General features: G+C 68.6%; 22 protein-coding genes. 13 read left to right on the top strand and 9 right to left on the bottom strand.

The window, feature by feature from the left end; all coding sequences use genetic code 11:
• A partial coding sequence (locus ACLQ3K_RS25965) for a serine/threonine protein kinase (protein WP_426002233.1) occupies positions 1-836 on the top strand: 836 nt, incomplete at its 5' end.
• On the opposite strand, the gene ACLQ3K_RS25960 is transcribed toward ACLQ3K_RS25965, so the two are convergent.
• Positions 825-2,009, bottom strand: a complete 1,185-nt coding sequence (locus ACLQ3K_RS25960; protein WP_426002232.1) for a benzoate/H(+) symporter BenE family transporter — start codon at positions 2,007-2,009, stop codon at positions 825-827. The genes ACLQ3K_RS25965 and ACLQ3K_RS25960 overlap by 12 nt on opposite strands.
• Before the next feature lie 22 nt (positions 2,010-2,031).
• Between ACLQ3K_RS25960 and ACLQ3K_RS25955 the strand changes: the two genes are divergently transcribed.
• Entirely contained in the window at positions 2,032-2,544 is a 513-nt protein-coding gene (locus tag ACLQ3K_RS25955; protein ID WP_426002231.1) for an XRE family transcriptional regulator, read from the top strand.
• Here the strand turns inward: ACLQ3K_RS25955 and ACLQ3K_RS25950 are convergent.
• Positions 2,541-3,107, bottom strand: coding sequence for a hypothetical protein (locus ACLQ3K_RS25950; RefSeq protein ID WP_426002230.1), 567 nt, complete (start codon positions 3,105-3,107; stop codon positions 2,541-2,543). The genes ACLQ3K_RS25955 and ACLQ3K_RS25950 overlap by 4 nt on opposite strands.
• A 152-nt stretch (positions 3,108-3,259) precedes the next feature.
• On the opposite strand from ACLQ3K_RS25950, the gene ACLQ3K_RS25945 reads away from it, so the two are divergent.
• The 3 genes from ACLQ3K_RS25945 (at position 3,260) to ACLQ3K_RS25935 (ending at position 6,401) form a co-directional block, all read left to right on the top strand.
• A complete protein-coding gene (locus tag ACLQ3K_RS25945) occupies positions 3,260-3,898 on the top strand; it encodes a Type 1 glutamine amidotransferase-like domain-containing protein (protein ID WP_426002229.1) in 639 nt (212 codons plus the stop codon).
• A gap of 74 nt (positions 3,899-3,972) precedes the next feature.
• Positions 3,973-5,106, top strand: a complete 1,134-nt coding sequence (locus ACLQ3K_RS25940) for an alkaline phosphatase family protein (RefSeq protein ID WP_426002228.1) — start codon at positions 3,973-3,975, stop codon at positions 5,104-5,106.
• A gap of 101 nt (positions 5,107-5,207) precedes the next feature.
• Positions 5,208-6,401 carry an acyltransferase gene (locus ACLQ3K_RS25935; RefSeq protein ID WP_426002227.1) on the top strand — a complete coding sequence of 398 codons (1,194 nt, stop codon included), beginning with the start codon at positions 5,208-5,210 and terminating at the stop codon, positions 6,399-6,401.
• Positions 6,402-6,410: 9 nt separating this feature from the next.
• Here ACLQ3K_RS25935 and ACLQ3K_RS25930 read toward each other — a convergent pair whose 3' ends face one another.
• Positions 6,411-7,679, bottom strand: coding sequence for a hypothetical protein (locus ACLQ3K_RS25930; protein ID WP_426002226.1), 1,269 nt, complete (start codon positions 7,677-7,679; stop codon positions 6,411-6,413).
• A 106-nt stretch (positions 7,680-7,785) separates the two neighbouring features.
• On the opposite strand from ACLQ3K_RS25930, the gene ACLQ3K_RS25925 reads away from it, so the two are divergent.
• Positions 7,786-8,622 carry an NAD(P)H-binding protein gene (locus tag ACLQ3K_RS25925; RefSeq protein WP_426002225.1) on the top strand — a complete coding sequence of 279 codons (837 nt, stop codon included), beginning with the start codon at positions 7,786-7,788 and terminating at the stop codon, positions 8,620-8,622.
• 54 nt (positions 8,623-8,676) lie between these two features.
• On the opposite strand, the gene ACLQ3K_RS25920 is transcribed toward ACLQ3K_RS25925, so the two are convergent.
• From ACLQ3K_RS25920 to ACLQ3K_RS25895, 6 genes are all read right to left on the bottom strand, one after another.
• Positions 8,677-9,492 carry a hypothetical protein gene (locus ACLQ3K_RS25920; protein WP_426002224.1) on the bottom strand — a complete coding sequence of 272 codons (816 nt, stop codon included), beginning with the start codon at positions 9,490-9,492 and terminating at the stop codon, positions 8,677-8,679.
• Positions 9,493-9,940: 448 nt separating this feature from the next.
• Entirely contained in the window at positions 9,941-10,132 is a 192-nt protein-coding gene (locus tag ACLQ3K_RS25915; RefSeq protein ID WP_426002223.1) for a hypothetical protein, read from the bottom strand.
• Between the two features lie 224 nt (positions 10,133-10,356).
• Entirely contained in the window at positions 10,357-10,866 is a 510-nt protein-coding gene (locus tag ACLQ3K_RS25910) for a hypothetical protein (protein ID WP_426002222.1), read from the bottom strand.
• 354 nt (positions 10,867-11,220) lie between these two features.
• Positions 11,221-11,403, bottom strand: a complete 183-nt coding sequence (locus ACLQ3K_RS25905; RefSeq protein ID WP_426002221.1) for a DUF3263 domain-containing protein — start codon at positions 11,401-11,403, stop codon at positions 11,221-11,223.
• Positions 11,404-11,420: 17 nt separating this feature from the next.
• Complete coding sequence (locus ACLQ3K_RS25900; protein ID WP_426002220.1) at positions 11,421-11,861, bottom strand: ImmA/IrrE family metallo-endopeptidase; 441 nt, start codon at positions 11,859-11,861, stop codon at positions 11,421-11,423.
• A gap of 96 nt (positions 11,862-11,957) precedes the next feature.
• Complete coding sequence (locus ACLQ3K_RS25895; protein ID WP_426002219.1) at positions 11,958-12,524, bottom strand: helix-turn-helix domain-containing protein; 567 nt, start codon at positions 12,522-12,524, stop codon at positions 11,958-11,960.
• 187 nt (positions 12,525-12,711) lie between these two features.
• Here ACLQ3K_RS25895 and ACLQ3K_RS25890 point away from each other — a divergent pair, with 187 nt between their 5' ends.
• From ACLQ3K_RS25890 to ACLQ3K_RS25860, 7 genes are all read left to right on the top strand, one after another.
• On the top strand, positions 12,712-13,041 hold the full coding sequence (locus tag ACLQ3K_RS25890) for a hypothetical protein (protein WP_146489230.1): 330 nt from the start codon (positions 12,712-12,714) through the stop codon (positions 13,039-13,041).
• A gap of 243 nt (positions 13,042-13,284) precedes the next feature.
• Entirely contained in the window at positions 13,285-13,455 is a 171-nt protein-coding gene (locus tag ACLQ3K_RS25885; protein ID WP_426002218.1) for a hypothetical protein, read from the top strand.
• Complete coding sequence (locus tag ACLQ3K_RS25880) at positions 13,452-13,715, top strand: hypothetical protein (RefSeq protein ID WP_426002217.1); 264 nt, start codon at positions 13,452-13,454, stop codon at positions 13,713-13,715. Before ACLQ3K_RS25885 ends, ACLQ3K_RS25880 begins: the two co-directional genes overlap by 4 nt.
• Positions 13,712-13,924, top strand: coding sequence for a hypothetical protein (locus tag ACLQ3K_RS25875; RefSeq protein ID WP_426002216.1), 213 nt, complete (start codon positions 13,712-13,714; stop codon positions 13,922-13,924). The genes ACLQ3K_RS25880 and ACLQ3K_RS25875 overlap by 4 nt, the downstream gene beginning before the upstream one ends.
• Positions 13,921-14,253, top strand: a complete 333-nt coding sequence (locus ACLQ3K_RS25870; RefSeq protein ID WP_426002215.1) for a hypothetical protein — start codon at positions 13,921-13,923, stop codon at positions 14,251-14,253. Before ACLQ3K_RS25875 ends, ACLQ3K_RS25870 begins: the two co-directional genes overlap by 4 nt.
• On the top strand, positions 14,250-14,573 hold the full coding sequence (locus ACLQ3K_RS25865; protein WP_426002214.1) for a hypothetical protein: 324 nt from the start codon (positions 14,250-14,252) through the stop codon (positions 14,571-14,573). Before ACLQ3K_RS25870 ends, ACLQ3K_RS25865 begins: the two co-directional genes overlap by 4 nt.
• A 291-nt stretch (positions 14,574-14,864) precedes the next feature.
• Positions 14,865-15,200, top strand: coding sequence for a hypothetical protein (locus ACLQ3K_RS25860; RefSeq protein ID WP_426002213.1), 336 nt, complete (start codon positions 14,865-14,867; stop codon positions 15,198-15,200).
• The last annotated feature ends 1 nt before the right edge of the window (position 15,201 follow it).

Raw genomic sequence — 15,201 nt, 5'->3', positions numbered from 1 at the left:
CCGAGCAGGCCTCCGGCGAGGACGCCACCGCCGCCTCCGACGTCTACTCCCTCGGCGTCGTCGGCTACGAATGCCTCACCGGCCGTCCGCCGTTCACCGCGCCGACCGCGGTCGCCCTGTGCGTCCAGCACATCCGGGAGGAGCCGCCGGCGCTGCCGGCGTGGGTGCCAGCAGGTGTCGATGACGTCATCATGCGCGCCCTCACGAAGGAGCCCCGGCGCCGCTTCGCCAGCGGAGGCGAACTGGCGGAGGCAATCACGAGGGCCCGGCTGTCCCCTACGCTCCGGTCCGGTCGCACCGCCGCGTACGCCCCGACGGTGCACCGCGCCGCCGCGCCGCGCACGGTCACCCGACCAGCGACGACGCCGCCCATCGGATCCACCGCGCCGACACAGCCCCACACGCACAGCTCCCCCACCGGCCATCGCCGGAAGCGGTCCGTCGCCGTCGCGGGGGCGCTGGCGGTCGCCGCGATCGCCCTCGGGGGCGCGCTCGCCGTCAACGGCATGGGCGACGACGGTGCCGGGCCCACGGCGGGACCGACGGCCGACAATCCCGGCTCGATGACCACGGCGCGGACGATGGCCGAGCGCCCTTCCGACCGGGTCGATCCCGTGCCCCTCGAGCGACGGACGGACCCTCCCCGGACGACCACGTCCACCGTTCCGCGACCCACCAGCACGCCGACATCGCCGACCAGCACCTCCACGACGCCGACGTCGACCACCACCACGACGACCACCACGACGAGTACGACGACAACGACGCCGACGACCACGTCCTCGACCACGACGACGACCGCGTCGTCGAAGCCGCAAGCGGAGTCACGCGTCTAGCGACCGCCGGACTCCCAGCACCAGGTACACGACAATCCCGACGACCAGCGCCCAGAAGGCGGAGCCGACGCCGGCCACCGTCGTGCCCGAGGCGGCGACGATGAACGTCACAGCGGCGGGCACGCGAGCCGATTCGTCGGCCATGGCACCGGCGCACGCGGCGGCGAAGGCGCCCACGAGCGCGACGCCGGCGACCGCCTGGATCACGCCTTCGGGCGCGGCCAACACCACGGCGGTCAGGCCCGTGCTCAGCACGCCGAGAACAAGATTCGCTGCGCCCGACGAGACTCCGGCGATCCACCGCCGAGACGTGTCCGACCCGGCATCGGGCCCCGCCGCGAGCGCGGCGCTGATCGCGGCGAGGTTGATCGCGTGCCCGCCGAAGGGCGCGCCGACGACGCTGCCGACGCCGGTCACGGCGAGCGAGGGCCGCCACGGCACCGAGTACCCGTAGCTCGCGAGGACCGCGGCCCCGGGGATGTTCTGCGAGGCCATCGTCACGATGTACAGCGGCAACACCACCCCGGTGAGCGCCTGCAGCGTGATCGACGGGGTGGTCCACTCGACGTGCGGGACCAGCTCCGCGACGGCGGGGACTGCATCGTCGCGCACGAGGGCCACGGCGATCACGACGAGCGCGGCCACGAAGGCCAGCGGCACCGCCCACCGCGGGCGGAGCTTGAGCAGCACCAGCCACACCACCAGCACGGGTGCCACCGCCCACGGGTGCTTCGCGAGCGACGTGACCGGCGCGATGCACAGCGGCAGCAGCACGCCCGCCAGCATGGCCTGGGCGATGGGCGTCGGAATCTTCTGCACCCAGCGCGCGAGGGCCGGCCAGAGCCCGGTGAGCACGAACAGCACGCCGCAGATGACGAAGGCCCCCACCGCCGCCGGCCAGCCGCCCACGACGGCGCCGGTGGTCGCGAGGAGGGCCGCGCCGGGCGTGGACCAGGCGCTGATGATCGGCATCCGGTACCGCCAGGAGAGCAGGGCGGACGCGGCGCCCATGGTCACCGTGACGGCCAGCAGGCCCGAGGCAGCCTGGCCCGGGCTCGCGCCCATCGCACGCAGGCCCGCGAGCACCACCGCGAAGGCGGAGGTGTACCCGACCAGGGCGGTCACGATGCCCGCGCCCACCGGCACCATCGTTCCGTTCTCAGAACGTTCCATGAACAGAACGTAGCATGGGGTCATGCCCTCCCCCGACGTCGGCCGACGCCTCCGCGAGCTGCGCACCGAGCGCCGCCTCAGCCTGTCCGAGCTCGCGCGCCGGGCCGGCGTGGGCAAGGGCTCGCTCTCGGAGATCGAGGCCGGTGGTCGCAATCCGACGGTCGAGACCCTCTACGCGCTGTGCGGCCCGCTCGACGTGCCGCTCACGGCCCTCGTCGGCGAGTCCCCCGGCGCGCACAGCGTCGCCGACGGCGGCATGCGCACGGCGCTGCTCTCGGTGCGCCACCTGCCCCACGTCACCGTCGAGGTCTTCCGACTCGAGTTCCCCGCCGGTTCCGATCACGTCTCCCCCGGGCACGGTCCCGCCGTCCGGGAGAACCTCACGGTGGTCGACGGTGCCCTCACCGTCGGCCCGGTGGGCGCCGAAATAACGGTGCACGAGGGTGATTCGCACTCGTGGACCAGCGACGGGCCGCACCGGTTCGCCACCGTCGACGGCGCCGAGGCCGTCGTGGTGATCACGACGCCCCGCTAGAAGGACTCCGCGCCCTGCGCGCTCACGACCATGCCGTGCCCGGTGGTCCGGTTGGTGAAGGCAGTGCCGTACTCGTTGGCGACGATGAACCACCCGCGGGCGGTGTAGGTCTTGTAATCGAGCGTCACCGGGTCGATCGCCCCCAGGTTGCCGAGCACGTAGGACAGCTCGCCGTCGCTGGTGACGTTGACGCCGTTCGCCTCGTCGCCGGAGTCGGTCCGTGGCCGCGGCTGATCGAAGACGAGCTGACAACCGGCGCTGCTCGCGCTGATCTGGCAGCGCGTGCGGCCGCTGCGGGTCTGGATGAAGGTGAAGCCGTTCCCGTTGTCGGGCAGGGCGATCGCCGCGGTCGGTCCGCTCGACGCGGGTGCGCTGCTCGTCGTCGACGGTGCGGTGGTCGTCGTGACCGGTGCGGGCGTGGCCGGCGCGGGGGTGGCGATCCCCGGGCCGACGCCACCGCGGATCACCGTGACACCGGCGCCGTTCCCGGACACCGTCGCCGAGCATCCCGCGAGGAGCGCGCAGCAGCCCGCCACTACCGCCGGCACAAGTGGTGCGCGCATCCGGTCCTCCGCATCATTCTCGTCACTTCTGCCACAAGCGTAGACTTCCATCCCACTCGTTGCACGGACGGCGCCCGCGACGCCCGTCCGACCGGCTCACACTCCCGGCCGGTCCGCGCCGATCCAGAGACTCCCGGCGTAGCGTCGCGATCGTGAATCTCCTGCTGCTGTCGCTCAACGCGGGCGCCCTGCCCGACTTCCTCCGCCGGCACACCGGGCGGGAACCGAGCGCCCTGCGGATCGGCTTCATCGACGACGCCGGCGCGCCGTACGCCGACCAGCCCTTCGGCTCGTTCGAGTGGACGCAGCTCACGGACCTCGGCTTCCGGCTGACCCGGATGACCCTCGCGAAGTACACGGACCCGGCCGATTTCGACTCCGACCTGAACACCGTCGACGCCGTGTACCTCTCCGGCGGCCACACCTTCGTGCTGCTGGGCGCGCTGCAGTCCAGCGGCTGCGGCGAGGTGCTCAAGGCGCGGGTGCGCGCGGGCCTGCCCTACGTCGGGCTCAGCGCGGGCTCGGTCGTCGCGGGGCCGAATGTCGAGCCGGTCGCTCCCCTCGACGACCCCGCGGACGCGCCCGGCGTCACCGACTACACCGGGCTGAGCCTGGTCGACACCGTCGTCATCCCGCACGCCGACGGCGCGCTCCCTCCCTATCCCCCGGCCATGATCGACGACGTGGTCCGCACCTACGGCGACCGCTTCCCGCTGACCCGCGTCAACGACGATCAGGCACTGCTCGTCGAGGGCGGCGTCGCCACGCTCGTCCCGTCGGCGATCACGTAGCAGGCGCGCCGGAGAGCGCGTCACACGCCGCGGTTCCCGCCTCGGCGCGCCTTTGCGAGCGTTACGATCGACGGATGACCGGCATGCTCTCCGACGTATTGCCCTCGGTCTGTAGCGCTTTCGGCATCGCCGGGGAGAACCTGCTGGGCCTGACCGTCGAACGCGACGTCGTCCTGCTGCTCATCGACGGCCTCGGCGCGGAGCTCCTGCGCCGCCACGCCGACGATGCCCCGACGCTCGCCGCGCACGTGCGCACCACCCTCAACGCGGGCTTTCCCGCGACCACCGCGAGCAGCCTGTCGAGCCTCGCCCTGGGCGCGCCGTGCGCGGCGCACGGCATCGTCGGATACAGCTTCGGCGTCCCCGACGAACACGGCCGGCGCCTGTTCAACTCGCTGCGCTGGACCATCGACGGCGCGAGCGGGCCCGACGCCCGCGCATCGCACCCGCCCCGCGAGCTGCAGCGCCGCCGCAGCCGCCTGGAGGACCTCGCCGACGCGGGCGCGGAGATCCACTACGTCGTCCCCGCGTATCAGGAGACGTCGGGCCTGACCAGGGCCTCGTTCCGCGCCACGGGCGTTCAGCACCCCGCCGCGAACCTCGACGAGGTGCGCGAGGGCGTGCTCGCCGTCGCCCGGCACGACACCGCCGCCCGGCGCTTCGCCTACGCGTACACCGGCCTGTTGGACGCAGCGGGGCACGTGCACGGCCCCGGCTCGCCCGAGTGGCTGGGCGTGCTGCGCGCCGTCGACGCGATGTTCGCGGACCTCCTCGCGGACCTGCCCGGCACGTGCACTCTTGTGGTGACCGGCGATCACGGGATGATCCAGGCCGAGTCGCTGGTGAACCTCGACGCACTGCCCGCCCTGCACCGCGGCGTCCGGATCATCGCCGGCGAGGCGCGAGTGCGGCACGTCTACCTCTCGCGGGGCCACCACGTCGACGACGTGCGCGCGCGCTGGTCGGAGACCCTCGGCACCCACGCCCACGTGGTGACCCGCGAACAGGCGCTCGACGAGCACTGGTTCGGCCCCACGCCCCCGAACCCCGTGGTCGCCCACCGCATCGGCCACGTCCTCGCCGTCGCGCAGGGCGGATCGGTCCTGGTGACGCCCAGCCAGGAGCCGATGGAGTCACGGATGCTCGGTCACCACGGCGCGTGGACCGTCGACGAACAGGCCATCCCGCTGATCACCGGCACGCCCTGACCGGACACGGGGGCACGCGCCCCTTGTCCGATTCTTGCAGGAGTATCACGTAGGATACCGAAACAAACACGACCACAGCCCGGGGTGAAGACGCTCAGCCCTTGCACGACACCAGGGTGGTGCCCACCATCGAAACGACGAAGCCGCCACAGGTCGCCGCGCCCGAGAAGGCGCCGGCGAAGCCGAAACGCGAGCAGACCGCGGACCTCACCCGGGTCCTACTGTTCCTCGGCGTGGTGATCGCGCACTGCGTGACCACGATCAACTACTCCCCGGATGTGATCCGCCAGACCGGGCTGGTCTCGGCGGCGCTGCACCTCACCCGCTACGGCTTCGTCGCGGTGACGCTGTTCGTACTGGTCCTGAGCATGCGCGGCCGCACCATGACGGCCCGGGAGTTCTGGCGCAAACGCTTCGGGCTCATCGTGGCGCCGTACCTGGTGTGGACCCTCGTCTACTCGATCACCGACCACCTGCTCATCGCCGGCGATCCGTTCCCCTCACCCGGGCGGTGGCTCGGCGATCTCGCGCGCACCACCCTGACCGGTGACGCGAAGTACCAGCTGTACTTCCTGCTGATCTCGATGCAGATCTACCTGTTCTTTCCGGCGCTGCAGAAGCTCTCCCGCAAGCTCGAGGGGCACCCGTGGACGGTGCTACTGACCGCGGGCGCGATCCAGCTCGGGTTCTTCGCCTTCTACCAGTACGCGCCGCGGCCGGCGGGCCAGCCGTGGGAGACGCTGTTCAACCACATGTGGAAGCTGCTCCCCATGTACGTGCTGTTCGTGGCGATGGGCATGCTCGCCGCGCAGCACTACGAGAAGGTCGGCCCTTGGCTCCGGTCGCACGCCCTGCGGCTGGTCGCCCTCTGCCTCGCGGCGGGCGCCTTCAGCCTCGTGATCTACCTGCGAGACACCGAGCCCGGAAACGTCCCGGACGCCGCCACCGCGGCGTGGAACCCGCTGTACCTGCCCTGGTACGTCGCCGCGACGATCCTGATCTGGCTCGGCGCGATGATGTGGGACGACCTCCGCGCCTCCGGCCGGGCCGTGGGCGAGCGTGTGGTCTCCTACGCGACGATCCGCGCCTTCGGCGTCTTCGCCGTGCACCCGCTGATGCTCGACATCCTCAGCAAGGCCGGCTTCTTCGAGCTGCTGGGCAGCTGGTTCCCCGCGTCGGCCTTCCTGCGCGCCGCGACGCTGTCGGTCGTCGTGCTGGCGATGTCGCTGCTCTTCGTCGACCTGGTGCTGCGGACCCCCGTCAGCCGCTGGATCGTGGCCCGCGAACGGGCCTGAGCTCGCTCGTCAGTACCAGCTCGACTGCGCCGCCTGCGGCTTCTGCAGCCACAGCGCGTCCGTCGACAGGTTCTGCGTACCGAACTGCCAGCGGCGGAGCGCCTCGTCGCGAAGCACCTTGTCGAACTGCTCGTTGCGCGTCCGCTGATCCACATACAGCAGCGTCTGCACGCCGGCCAGGAAGGGCACCGTCAGGATCTGCGCGATCGCTGCACCGACGCCCGCGATGGCGAGGCCCGTCACCGTCGAGCCCGCGAGGGTCTCGAGCCCGGCACCGTCGTCGACGAGCACGCTGACGATGCCGAACGGGATCGAGACGACGAGCGTGATGATGCCGGTGATGAGGTAGGTGAGCAGCAGGATGCCGAGGACCCGCCAGAAGCCCGGCCGCTGCAGCTCGTAGCCGCGCTTGAGCGCGGCGATCGGGCCGAGCTGTTCGAGGACCACGGCGGGGTACGAGAGAGAGACCGTCGGCAGGACCGCCAGGTACCCGACGATCAGCACGAGGAACAGCAGGAACGCGACGAGGATCGCCACGATCGGCCCGGCGTCGCCGGCCGCCACCGCGAGGACGACGACGAGGCCCACCACCAGCGCGGTGGGAACGAGGAAGATGAGGAACTGCAGCAGGCTGAGCCCGATCAGCGAGAGCAGGCGCGGCCCGATCGCCCGCACCGCCTCGCCGGCGCTGGTCCGCTCCCCCATCACGGCACGCGCGACAGCGACCGTCAGGACGCCCGTGAGGAAGAGCGAAGCGATGCCCGCGATCAGCCCGACACCGATGCTGAGCCCCGTCGCGGCGGCGAGGTCACCGAGCGCCGCGTCCGTCTCGGCGTCCGGGTCCACCGCGATGCGCGTCATGGGAATCTGCGCGAGGAAGGTGATCAGCTGCGTGACCAGCACGAGCACCGCCGTCAGCCCGACCATGACGCCGGGGTTGGTACGGATGGCGGCCATCGCGCCGCCGTAGATGTCACCCAGGTCGAGCGGGCGCAGCGCGACGATCCCGACCTTCACCTCGGGCGCCGGCGCGCCCCAGCCGGGGCCGGGCTGCCCGTATCCCTGCTGGGGATACCCCTGCGGGTATCCCGGCTGGGCGTACCCGGGCTGCGGCTGGCCGTACTGCTGTGCCCACGGGTCGCCGTAGGGGTACTGCGGCGGGCCCGGCTGCTGGCACCCCTGCTGCGGGTAGCCCTGTTGCGGGTAGCCACCGGTGGGGCCGGCCCACTGACCATCGGGGCCGTAGCTGGGCTGATTGCCGGTTCCGTCGGGATTCACAGCACACATCCTGCATTGCGAATGCACTCTTATCAACTTGCCGGGGGCTCGATGTCCGTAGGGTGAGCAACGACATGCTCGACGCCCCATCCGACCGGAGGTACGCATGATCCTGGTGACCGGAGCGACGGGGGTCGTCGGACGCCGCGTGGTCGCGCACCTCGCGGCGAACGGGGCCTCGGTTCGCGCGACGAGCCGGACGCCGGACGCCGCGGACCTGCCGGACGATATCGAGACGCTGTCGTCGTCCGCCCCCGCGCATGCGCTAGTGGACGGGTGCTCGTCCGTGCTGATCGTCGCGTCCGCGCTGGGTGCCGCGCAGCAGGACCGGCTCGCCGAGCTCGTCGCCGCCGCGAACGCCGCGCAAGTGGGTCGCCTGGTGCACCTGTCGACCGCGTCCGTCACGGACCCGCTGAGCCCGACCGGCGCGCACCACCGCGCCCTCGAGGAGGTCAGCGCCGGCTTCACCGGGGCGAGGCACGTGCTGCGCCCGGTCCCGTTCGCGCTGAACACGCTGCACTGGTGGGGCCCGACGGTGCGCGCCGGCCGGTTCGCGGAGGCCCCCTACCTCGATGTCCCGATGGTGCCCGTCGACGAGCGGGACGTCGCCGACGTCGCCACGGCGCTCCTGCTCGGTACGTCCGAGCCCGACGGTCCGCTGCGCCTCACGGGCCCGGAAGCGCTCAGCTCGCGCGAGCAGCTCGGGCTGCTGGCCGAAGCGCTGGGCACTGCCCTCGACGTGCGCGAGATCGAGCCGGACGAGGTGCGGAGGCGGCTCGCCGGGGCCGGCGTACCCGCGCCCGCCGTCGAGTCGTTGCTGCGGTCCTTCGAGGTCGCGGCCGAGCGCCCCGCCCTACCGACCGACGCGGTACCACGGATCCTGGGCCGCCCCGCCCGCGACTACGCGGGCTGGGTCCGCGATCACCTCGACGCCTTCGTGTGACGGCGCGAGCTCAGAGCGGCCAGAACCCGTCCGGCGGGGCGATCGCGGGATGAATCAAGACTCACGCACCTCGCCGATGCGCGCGAAACGATCCCGCGCGCAGGCGTGAATCTGAGGCTCGGCCAGTGAGCGTCGGTCGTGGATCGTGGTCCGCTCAACTTCGAAGAACGTTGGCGGAGCGTCCCCAGCCCCGAGCCATCCGATGATGAAGCCAATCGGACCGACAGCCATCTCGGACATGAACGACCGTGGCTTCATCGTTTCGGGATCGAGGGCCGCGTACAGCTGCGACTTGATGAGCGATCCGACTTTCGTATTCGAGTCAGCGCGCTCATCATCCCAGCACTCGTGGCATCGGAACATTGCTCCCTGAATTTCGCGTGCTGCCTCGGCACCATCGAGGAAGTCGCGAAGTCCCTGCGGTACAGAGAATCCCGAGCTGGAGATCGTGCACCCCATGTTCTTAACGAGATACTCGGCAATCTTCCGCGGCGCGCTGTCATCCCCGAGAGCTGCTCGCAGATCGATCGACCTATTGCGCCTCAGCCCACGATGCCAATTGGCGTCGATGTAGTCGAACATCTGGTCCCAGGCTCGACCCGACGGCTGCGATCGCGCGTTGTTGCACTCCTTGCAGAGGTTGGGGGTGAACTTCACGCGCTTGTCCTTTGGGCTGCGTATACGCTGAAGCACGGGGCCACCATCCGACCAGTAAAGACCTTCGGCTTTCGGATCCAGCTTGGCGAGATCGGATCGTTTGAACTTGTGCTCTGCGCTCAGGTCCGTCGATCCGCACCACCAACAACGACCGTCGAATGGCTGACGAAGAGCATCGACGGCGGCACCGCTAAGCGTGTTCGGGCTTTCCACTCATCGATCATCCCAGAGTCCCGTCTGCAATCGGGGGGTTGCAGACGGGACTCTGGCCGACCAATTTGAGGCCGCCGCAAAATGCGCGAGCGTAGCCCCCCCTCCGCCCCCCCGGGGGCTAGGGGTCACTCGGACTGGCGCCGCCTCTCGTACTCCTCGGGGCTCACCTGCTCGCCGTCGAAGCCCCCGACTCGAACCTCGCCGCCAGCTCGTCAGCGTGGGCAAGAATGTCCACAATATCCGGCAGCTGTTCAGGCACACTCGACGTTCGCTCATGGGCGTCTTGCGCGCTAGACATCATCGTCGCCGGGTTCCCCGCCCGACGTCGCCCGCTCGGCAGCCCGCCGCTTCGCCCGCGCAATGATCTCCTCAGCACGCCGACGCGCAGCTACCCGCTCGGCCGGCGTCATCTTCACCTCCCGGAACTTCGGAGGAGACTCCATCGACCTCATTCGGCGGCCCTCTCCTCGTCCCGCACGAACTGCCAGATGTCGTCCTCCGAAAGACCCGCCTCACGCTCGGCCGGCTGAAGCGGGATGCGATAGCCATACTCACGGAGCGCGAACTCCCGGCCGCGCGCCAGCTCACCGAGGTCGGTCACCAGTTCGGTGCCCAAGGTGCCGCTGTCCAGTCCGCTCATCGTCCCAATTCCTCAACTTAGCTATGGGCGGGCCGCACTGCCCGCATGAAATGAGGGGGCGCACCCGCACGCAAAGCGTATCCCTCGTATCCCCCGGGAAGCCAGACTCGTATCTGGCCCGAATACCTAATGTCGCTGGACAGAGGGCCGGGAAGCCCCAGACCCGTAGCCAGTCTGAGCGCCTATGCTCAACGGGTGGGCGCGGCAGATGTCGACCCCCAGGGTCAGGAAGTCCTGATCGCTGCGAATGCGGCGTCGATGAACTTGTCGAGGCGACCTCTTCGCGTGCTGTCACCGGGGATGCCGAACTTTGGCACGATGATCGCGCTCCCGTCGGTCAGCACGAGGCGCCAGGCCGCATCCATCTCGACGTCGGAAGAGATGAACGAGTCGTTGCGAACGACGCACGTGTCGCCGATAGCGACTTCCTGCAGCGCGTCCAATCGGATGACACGCCCTTTGGTTGTCGGCTTGATGGTGTCCTCTGGATCGGTCGGTGTCGAGGTTACGACGATCCCCAGAACCTCGCTGTCGATCCAGTACGCGGCGTAGTGCAAGATCCCGTCGCTGTCGCTCCGCTCGACATACAGGCTGTCCTTGAGGTGCTTGTACCCGCCGCTCAGGCGAGTGACGCTGACCATCAGGTCTATCGGGTGATCGATGTCGCCGCCGGCAGCCCGGATCTCCTGGGCAACGTAGTGAAGCGGCTCCCCGCGCATACTCTCGAAGTGCATGGACGGGATCCTATGCCGTGTCGTGGCAGGCCAGGGCAACAATTCGTTCCTCGGAGCGGCAGCAGGCCGCCGTCGACAACCTGGCGTCTCAAGCTGGGGCTGTAGAACCTGGTTTGGGCATCCCGTTTGGGTACGGGTACGAATCAGGGCCGGCTTCCTCGGAAAGAAACCGGCCCTGACCTGCGAGAGCGGGCGACGGGAATCGAACCCGCGTAGCTAGTTTGGAAGGTTGGGGCTACTTTTAGCTGAGCCCCTGCTCAGCGGCGCTTTCTGAAATCGTAACACAGCCAACTACACAGCCTATGCACGTCACACCAGCCGAACGACCTTGTACACCGTCACCAACGGCACCGTCTACCGGCCCCTGATCCTGCGCAGCCGACTAACCACCTGCGGCGCATAGGCGACTGCATCCGGGTCGTCCAAACACTCATTGAGCAACTGGTAGTAGCGGACCGGCGACACCCCAAACTCGGCGGTAATCGCGTCCTCCTTTGAGCCTCGCTGACGCCACCACCCCGCCTCGAAGTCGAGCATTGCCCGCCGCCTATCCGTCAACGCCACTGCCACCACGCCCCGTCCGTCTGGATCTCCACCTGCGCGACCTCGATCGGGTCAAGCGTGTCCAGGCGCACCGAGAGTGTGTGCATGTCCACCCAGAGGTGAGTAGCCAGTTCCTTCGGACGCAACGTCCAGCGGAATCCGTCGATGAGCACCCCCAGGGGGATCAGCTCGCGGGCGGCGAGCACGTCGCACTGGCGCTCCTCCGCTCGATCCGCCGGCAGAATGCCCCGCCGGATGTGCCACAGCTCGTGAGTCAGAACGCACCGACGTTGCGCCTGCGACAGCCGCTCGTCGAGCCATATCGTCTCGCCGTCCGTCTCGCCGCGCCGTCTGCCGTTGAAGCGGCAGAACACCACGTCCACGTCAGGGTATTCATCCCGCAGCACACGCCAGGGGTGCCAGCGATTGAGTGAAGGTTCGGTCGTCGTCATGGACGAAGTTGTACATCCACGCGCTGACAGAAACCGGCTCTGACCAGGAATTACATCGCTGTAAGTCCGATCCGGCGAGGTGAGAGCGGGTCGTGCCTATTCCTCACCATCGTCCTTTCCGGCGGGGTCTGCGCCTCTCGGCTCGTCGCTGTCCTGGGCGGCGTGCAGCTCCCTGTTGCGCATCGACGGGGGGATTGGGTTTGGCCGCGAGCCTCTGGGCTTGCGGCGCTGGTCCGCAAGGTTGGTGACTTTCGCTTGCTTCGCCCCATCCCCGGTGGACTCCCCTAGGCGACCTGTCGTTTTCAGGCGAGCCAACTCGAGGGCTAGTCGCTGCTTCTCCACCAGTTCCTCAATCACCCCCGACACCAATCGCCGTTGCTCCGGGTTCAGAAGGTGGGCGCCCTCGGGGAGGGTCATCGACTCCCCTTCGGGCTCGTCGTCTCGGATTGAACGCAGCCGATCCACGGACACCCTGAACGCCCGACTCACGGCCACCCACGTCTCATTCGTGGGGTTTCGGGTCTTCCCGTTAAGGAAGTTCGTGAGCGAGGAAGTCGCTAGTCCGGTCACTCGCTCAAGGTCCACTTGGTTGCGAATATCGACCCCCGTCTCGTCAGCGAGCGCGAGGTACTTCGCAGGTAGGTCTTTCGGTACTGCTGGCATGCCGTGAACCTTCCGCTGAGGGATGGACCTTGGCAACCTACCAACTATCCAGACTGGAAAGTAATCCCAAGCGTGTAACACCAGGTCACGCATGTCAGCGCGAGAAATCTCCCCCTCAAGGCTTTACAAGGTTGGAAAGGTGCGATACTCTTGCTGGACATTGGAGCAACAGGAGGTGACAACACCAGTGGAACCCCAGGACTACGCCGAGCTGCAGGTATCGGCCGACAAGTTCAAGGAGTACGTGCAGGATCTCGGTTCGTACCGCACCTTCGCGGACGACTCGACGGCGCTGCTACAGAAGCAGCGCCGGGACCGTGCGCGACGACGCCGATCTGCAATCCGCGACGACGAGCCGGGCAGCATCTCGCACTCGCTGATCTCCCAGCTTGCCAACGGCATCACCCGCAACACCCACCCCGATCGCGCCAGAGCGATCTCCAAGATGCTCGGGCGAGATGATCTCTTCGTCGTCCGAAGCTCCAACCTCCAGCCGCCTGTTCGCAAGACGGCATAAACCCCGGACACGAAAAAGCCGGCCCGCTGCAACGGACCGGCCAGGCATCCCGCCCCATCGGAAGGAGAGAACAGGATGCGTCACCAGTTTACCGCACCGCCCCCAACCCGGGTAGCGCGAACCAGCTCCCCAGGAGTTCTCATGCCCGCACCTCAGCAGGCGACAGTGCATCACCTGCCGCTCACCACACAGCAGAGACTCGACGCCCTCCATGGCCGAGTCGCCCGATCTAACAGTGTCAACATGCAGGTCGCCACCGGACTCGACTACGTCTGGCAGCAGGTCCGCAACCTGCACGCGTCGATCATGCCGGACGACACCTTGGCGGATGAGCGGATGGAGCAGCTTGACGCCCTCGCTGACACCGTCGCCAAGCTCTCGGAGACCCTGCGCGCATCGGCGGTGTCGTCATGAACGCGTTCCCTCGTCTGGCGATCGTTGCCGCCACGGTCTACGTCTCTGTGCACCTCGCGATCTGGGAGCCGGCGTTGCTGTTCCCGATCGGCGTGTTGGCGTCGGTGTTCGGTGCGGTGTGGTGGTTGTCGGCGAAGTACGACGAGCAGCAGGCGATGGATGAGATCACGGATTCGTCGGCTATTCGTCGTCAGATCGGCCCGCAGATGGCGGCGTTGGCGAACGAGGAGCATCACGATCGGTGGGAGGCCCAGCGATGACCGCGACCGTCGAATCCGTTCGTGCCTTCGGTCTCGGATTCCCGCAGCCCGACGATGACCTGACCCTCGCCTGCGTTGAGTGCTGGCCGGACTCGGGGTTCGACCCGAGTTGGTTTCGGGCGACTTGGAAGCACACGGAACGCGGCCTTGCTGAGCAGGCCGCAGCCGATCACAACGCCACCTATCACCCGAGGAGCGCCGTCGCATGAGCCGCCACCAACAGGATCTGGAACGAGGGTTCCGCATGCTCGCCGCCTACGACCACGCCTGCGAACGTCGCCCCCTCGTCATGGCCGCCGCCCGCGAGCAGATGTGGCGCGACCTCGAGGCGTGGGCGAACAGCGACGTCTACATGGACGAGCAGGAGCGTCGGCTCCGCGACATGCAGCAGCATCCGTCGATGCAGTCCCGGTCCCGTGAGTGCACCCCGGCCACGTGGTCGCCCGCACCTGATCCGATCCACTGGCACCCGCGGATGTCGAACTGGGACATCGTGCGGGATCTGATCGCGCTGGCGTGGAAGGCGGTCCGGCGATGAAGTGCCTGTACTGCGGCAACGCCTTCATGCCGCGCTACGACAGCCACCAACATTGCTCGACGACGTGCTCCGGCAAAGCGTTGTACGAGCGCCTCAACGCCGAGCGGGCAGTCGCCGACGAACGACAGGACGCGGTCCGCGCGATCCGGCAGGCCGAGGCTGAGTCTCGACCGATGCGCCCATGGGAGTACCCCCGCATGGTGTTCGACCCGCCGTCCCAGACGGTGCCGAACTGCCTCGCGGACCCCGATTGCACGCGGCCCGCCACCGTGCACGGCATGTGCTATCGCCACGCCGCACGAGAAGGGCTCATCGCATGAGCACCCTGTGCTCGAAGTGCCGCCGCCCCATGATGTGCGGCCAGAAGGTGATGCACCTGTCGTGCTGCCCGAGGTGCCCCGACTGCGGACAAGTCCTCCTGCCTGCCACCCAACACACCTGCCCGAGGGCGGCTGACGACGGAGACCACGCGTGATCCTTCACCGTCGCCGCCACCGCAAGCGCATGACCGAACTGCACCACCAGTGGACACGGCTCCAAGCCCGCATCCTCGCACCCACCACACCCACCAGCACCGCCCTCGACGTGCTGCAGCCCAAGGAGAACCGATCATGAGCGACCTGACCAACGAAGACCTACACCTCATCCGCTCCATCACGGGTCTGCAGTTCGACACTCGGGAGCCCTCAAAGGATCCGTGGAACCCGAACGCTCCGGCCATGCGGTACGCCGCCGACGTGCTTCACGCGCTGATCGGCGAACTCGAAGCCGGTGATTCCGCCTCGGAGTGCGTCGAAGCCCTGCGCTGGGAGGCCGACCGTGCCGACGCCAACGAACTGGCCCGGGCCTACTACCCCCATCTCAGTCCCGCCGAACAGGCACCGGTTGCGGAGGTGTGGCTCAACACGCTCACCGAACGCCGTCACGAACTCACCCAGGAGAACTGAC

This window comes from Tsukamurella sp. DT100 (genome assembly GCF_049844855.1).
Lineage (GTDB): Bacteria > Actinomycetota > Actinomycetes > Mycobacteriales > Mycobacteriaceae > Tsukamurella.
The sequence above is the reverse complement of the archived record's forward strand: the minus strand, read 5'-3'. Positions and strand labels throughout refer to the sequence as shown.

Coding starts and splice junctions, on each gene's coding strand:
- ACLQ3K_RS25940 (WP_426002228.1), top strand. CDS start 3,973: ATGACCGGCATGCTCTCCGACGTATTGCCCTCGGTCTGTAGCGCTTTC.
- ACLQ3K_RS25955 (WP_426002231.1), top strand. CDS start 2,032: ATGCCCTCCCCCGACGTCGGCCGACGCCTCCGCGAGCTGCGCACCGAG.
- ACLQ3K_RS25960 (WP_426002232.1), bottom strand. CDS start 2,009: ATGGAACGTTCTGAGAACGGAACGATGGTGCCGGTGGGCGCGGGCATC.
- ACLQ3K_RS25905 (WP_426002221.1), bottom strand. CDS start 11,403: ATGCTCGACTTCGAGGCGGGGTGGTGGCGTCAGCGAGGCTCAAAGGAG.
- ACLQ3K_RS25925 (WP_426002225.1), top strand. CDS start 7,786: ATGATCCTGGTGACCGGAGCGACGGGGGTCGTCGGACGCCGCGTGGTC.
- ACLQ3K_RS25860 (WP_426002213.1), top strand. CDS start 14,865: ATGAGCGACCTGACCAACGAAGACCTACACCTCATCCGCTCCATCACG.
- ACLQ3K_RS25885 (WP_426002218.1), top strand. CDS start 13,285: ATGCAGGTCGCCACCGGACTCGACTACGTCTGGCAGCAGGTCCGCAAC.
- ACLQ3K_RS25870 (WP_426002215.1), top strand. CDS start 13,921: ATGAGCCGCCACCAACAGGATCTGGAACGAGGGTTCCGCATGCTCGCC.
- ACLQ3K_RS25910 (WP_426002222.1), bottom strand. CDS start 10,866: ATGCACTTCGAGAGTATGCGCGGGGAGCCGCTTCACTACGTTGCCCAG.
- ACLQ3K_RS25900 (WP_426002220.1), bottom strand. CDS start 11,861: ATGACGACGACCGAACCTTCACTCAATCGCTGGCACCCCTGGCGTGTG.
- ACLQ3K_RS25950 (WP_426002230.1), bottom strand. CDS start 3,107: ATGCGCGCACCACTTGTGCCGGCGGTAGTGGCGGGCTGCTGCGCGCTC.
- ACLQ3K_RS25875 (WP_426002216.1), top strand. CDS start 13,712: ATGACCGCGACCGTCGAATCCGTTCGTGCCTTCGGTCTCGGATTCCCG.
- ACLQ3K_RS25895 (WP_426002219.1), bottom strand. CDS start 12,524: ATGCCAGCAGTACCGAAAGACCTACCTGCGAAGTACCTCGCGCTCGCT.
- ACLQ3K_RS25865 (WP_426002214.1), top strand. CDS start 14,250: ATGAAGTGCCTGTACTGCGGCAACGCCTTCATGCCGCGCTACGACAGC.
- ACLQ3K_RS25915 (WP_426002223.1), bottom strand. CDS start 10,132: ATGAGCGGACTGGACAGCGGCACCTTGGGCACCGAACTGGTGACCGAC.
- ACLQ3K_RS25880 (WP_426002217.1), top strand. CDS start 13,452: ATGAACGCGTTCCCTCGTCTGGCGATCGTTGCCGCCACGGTCTACGTC.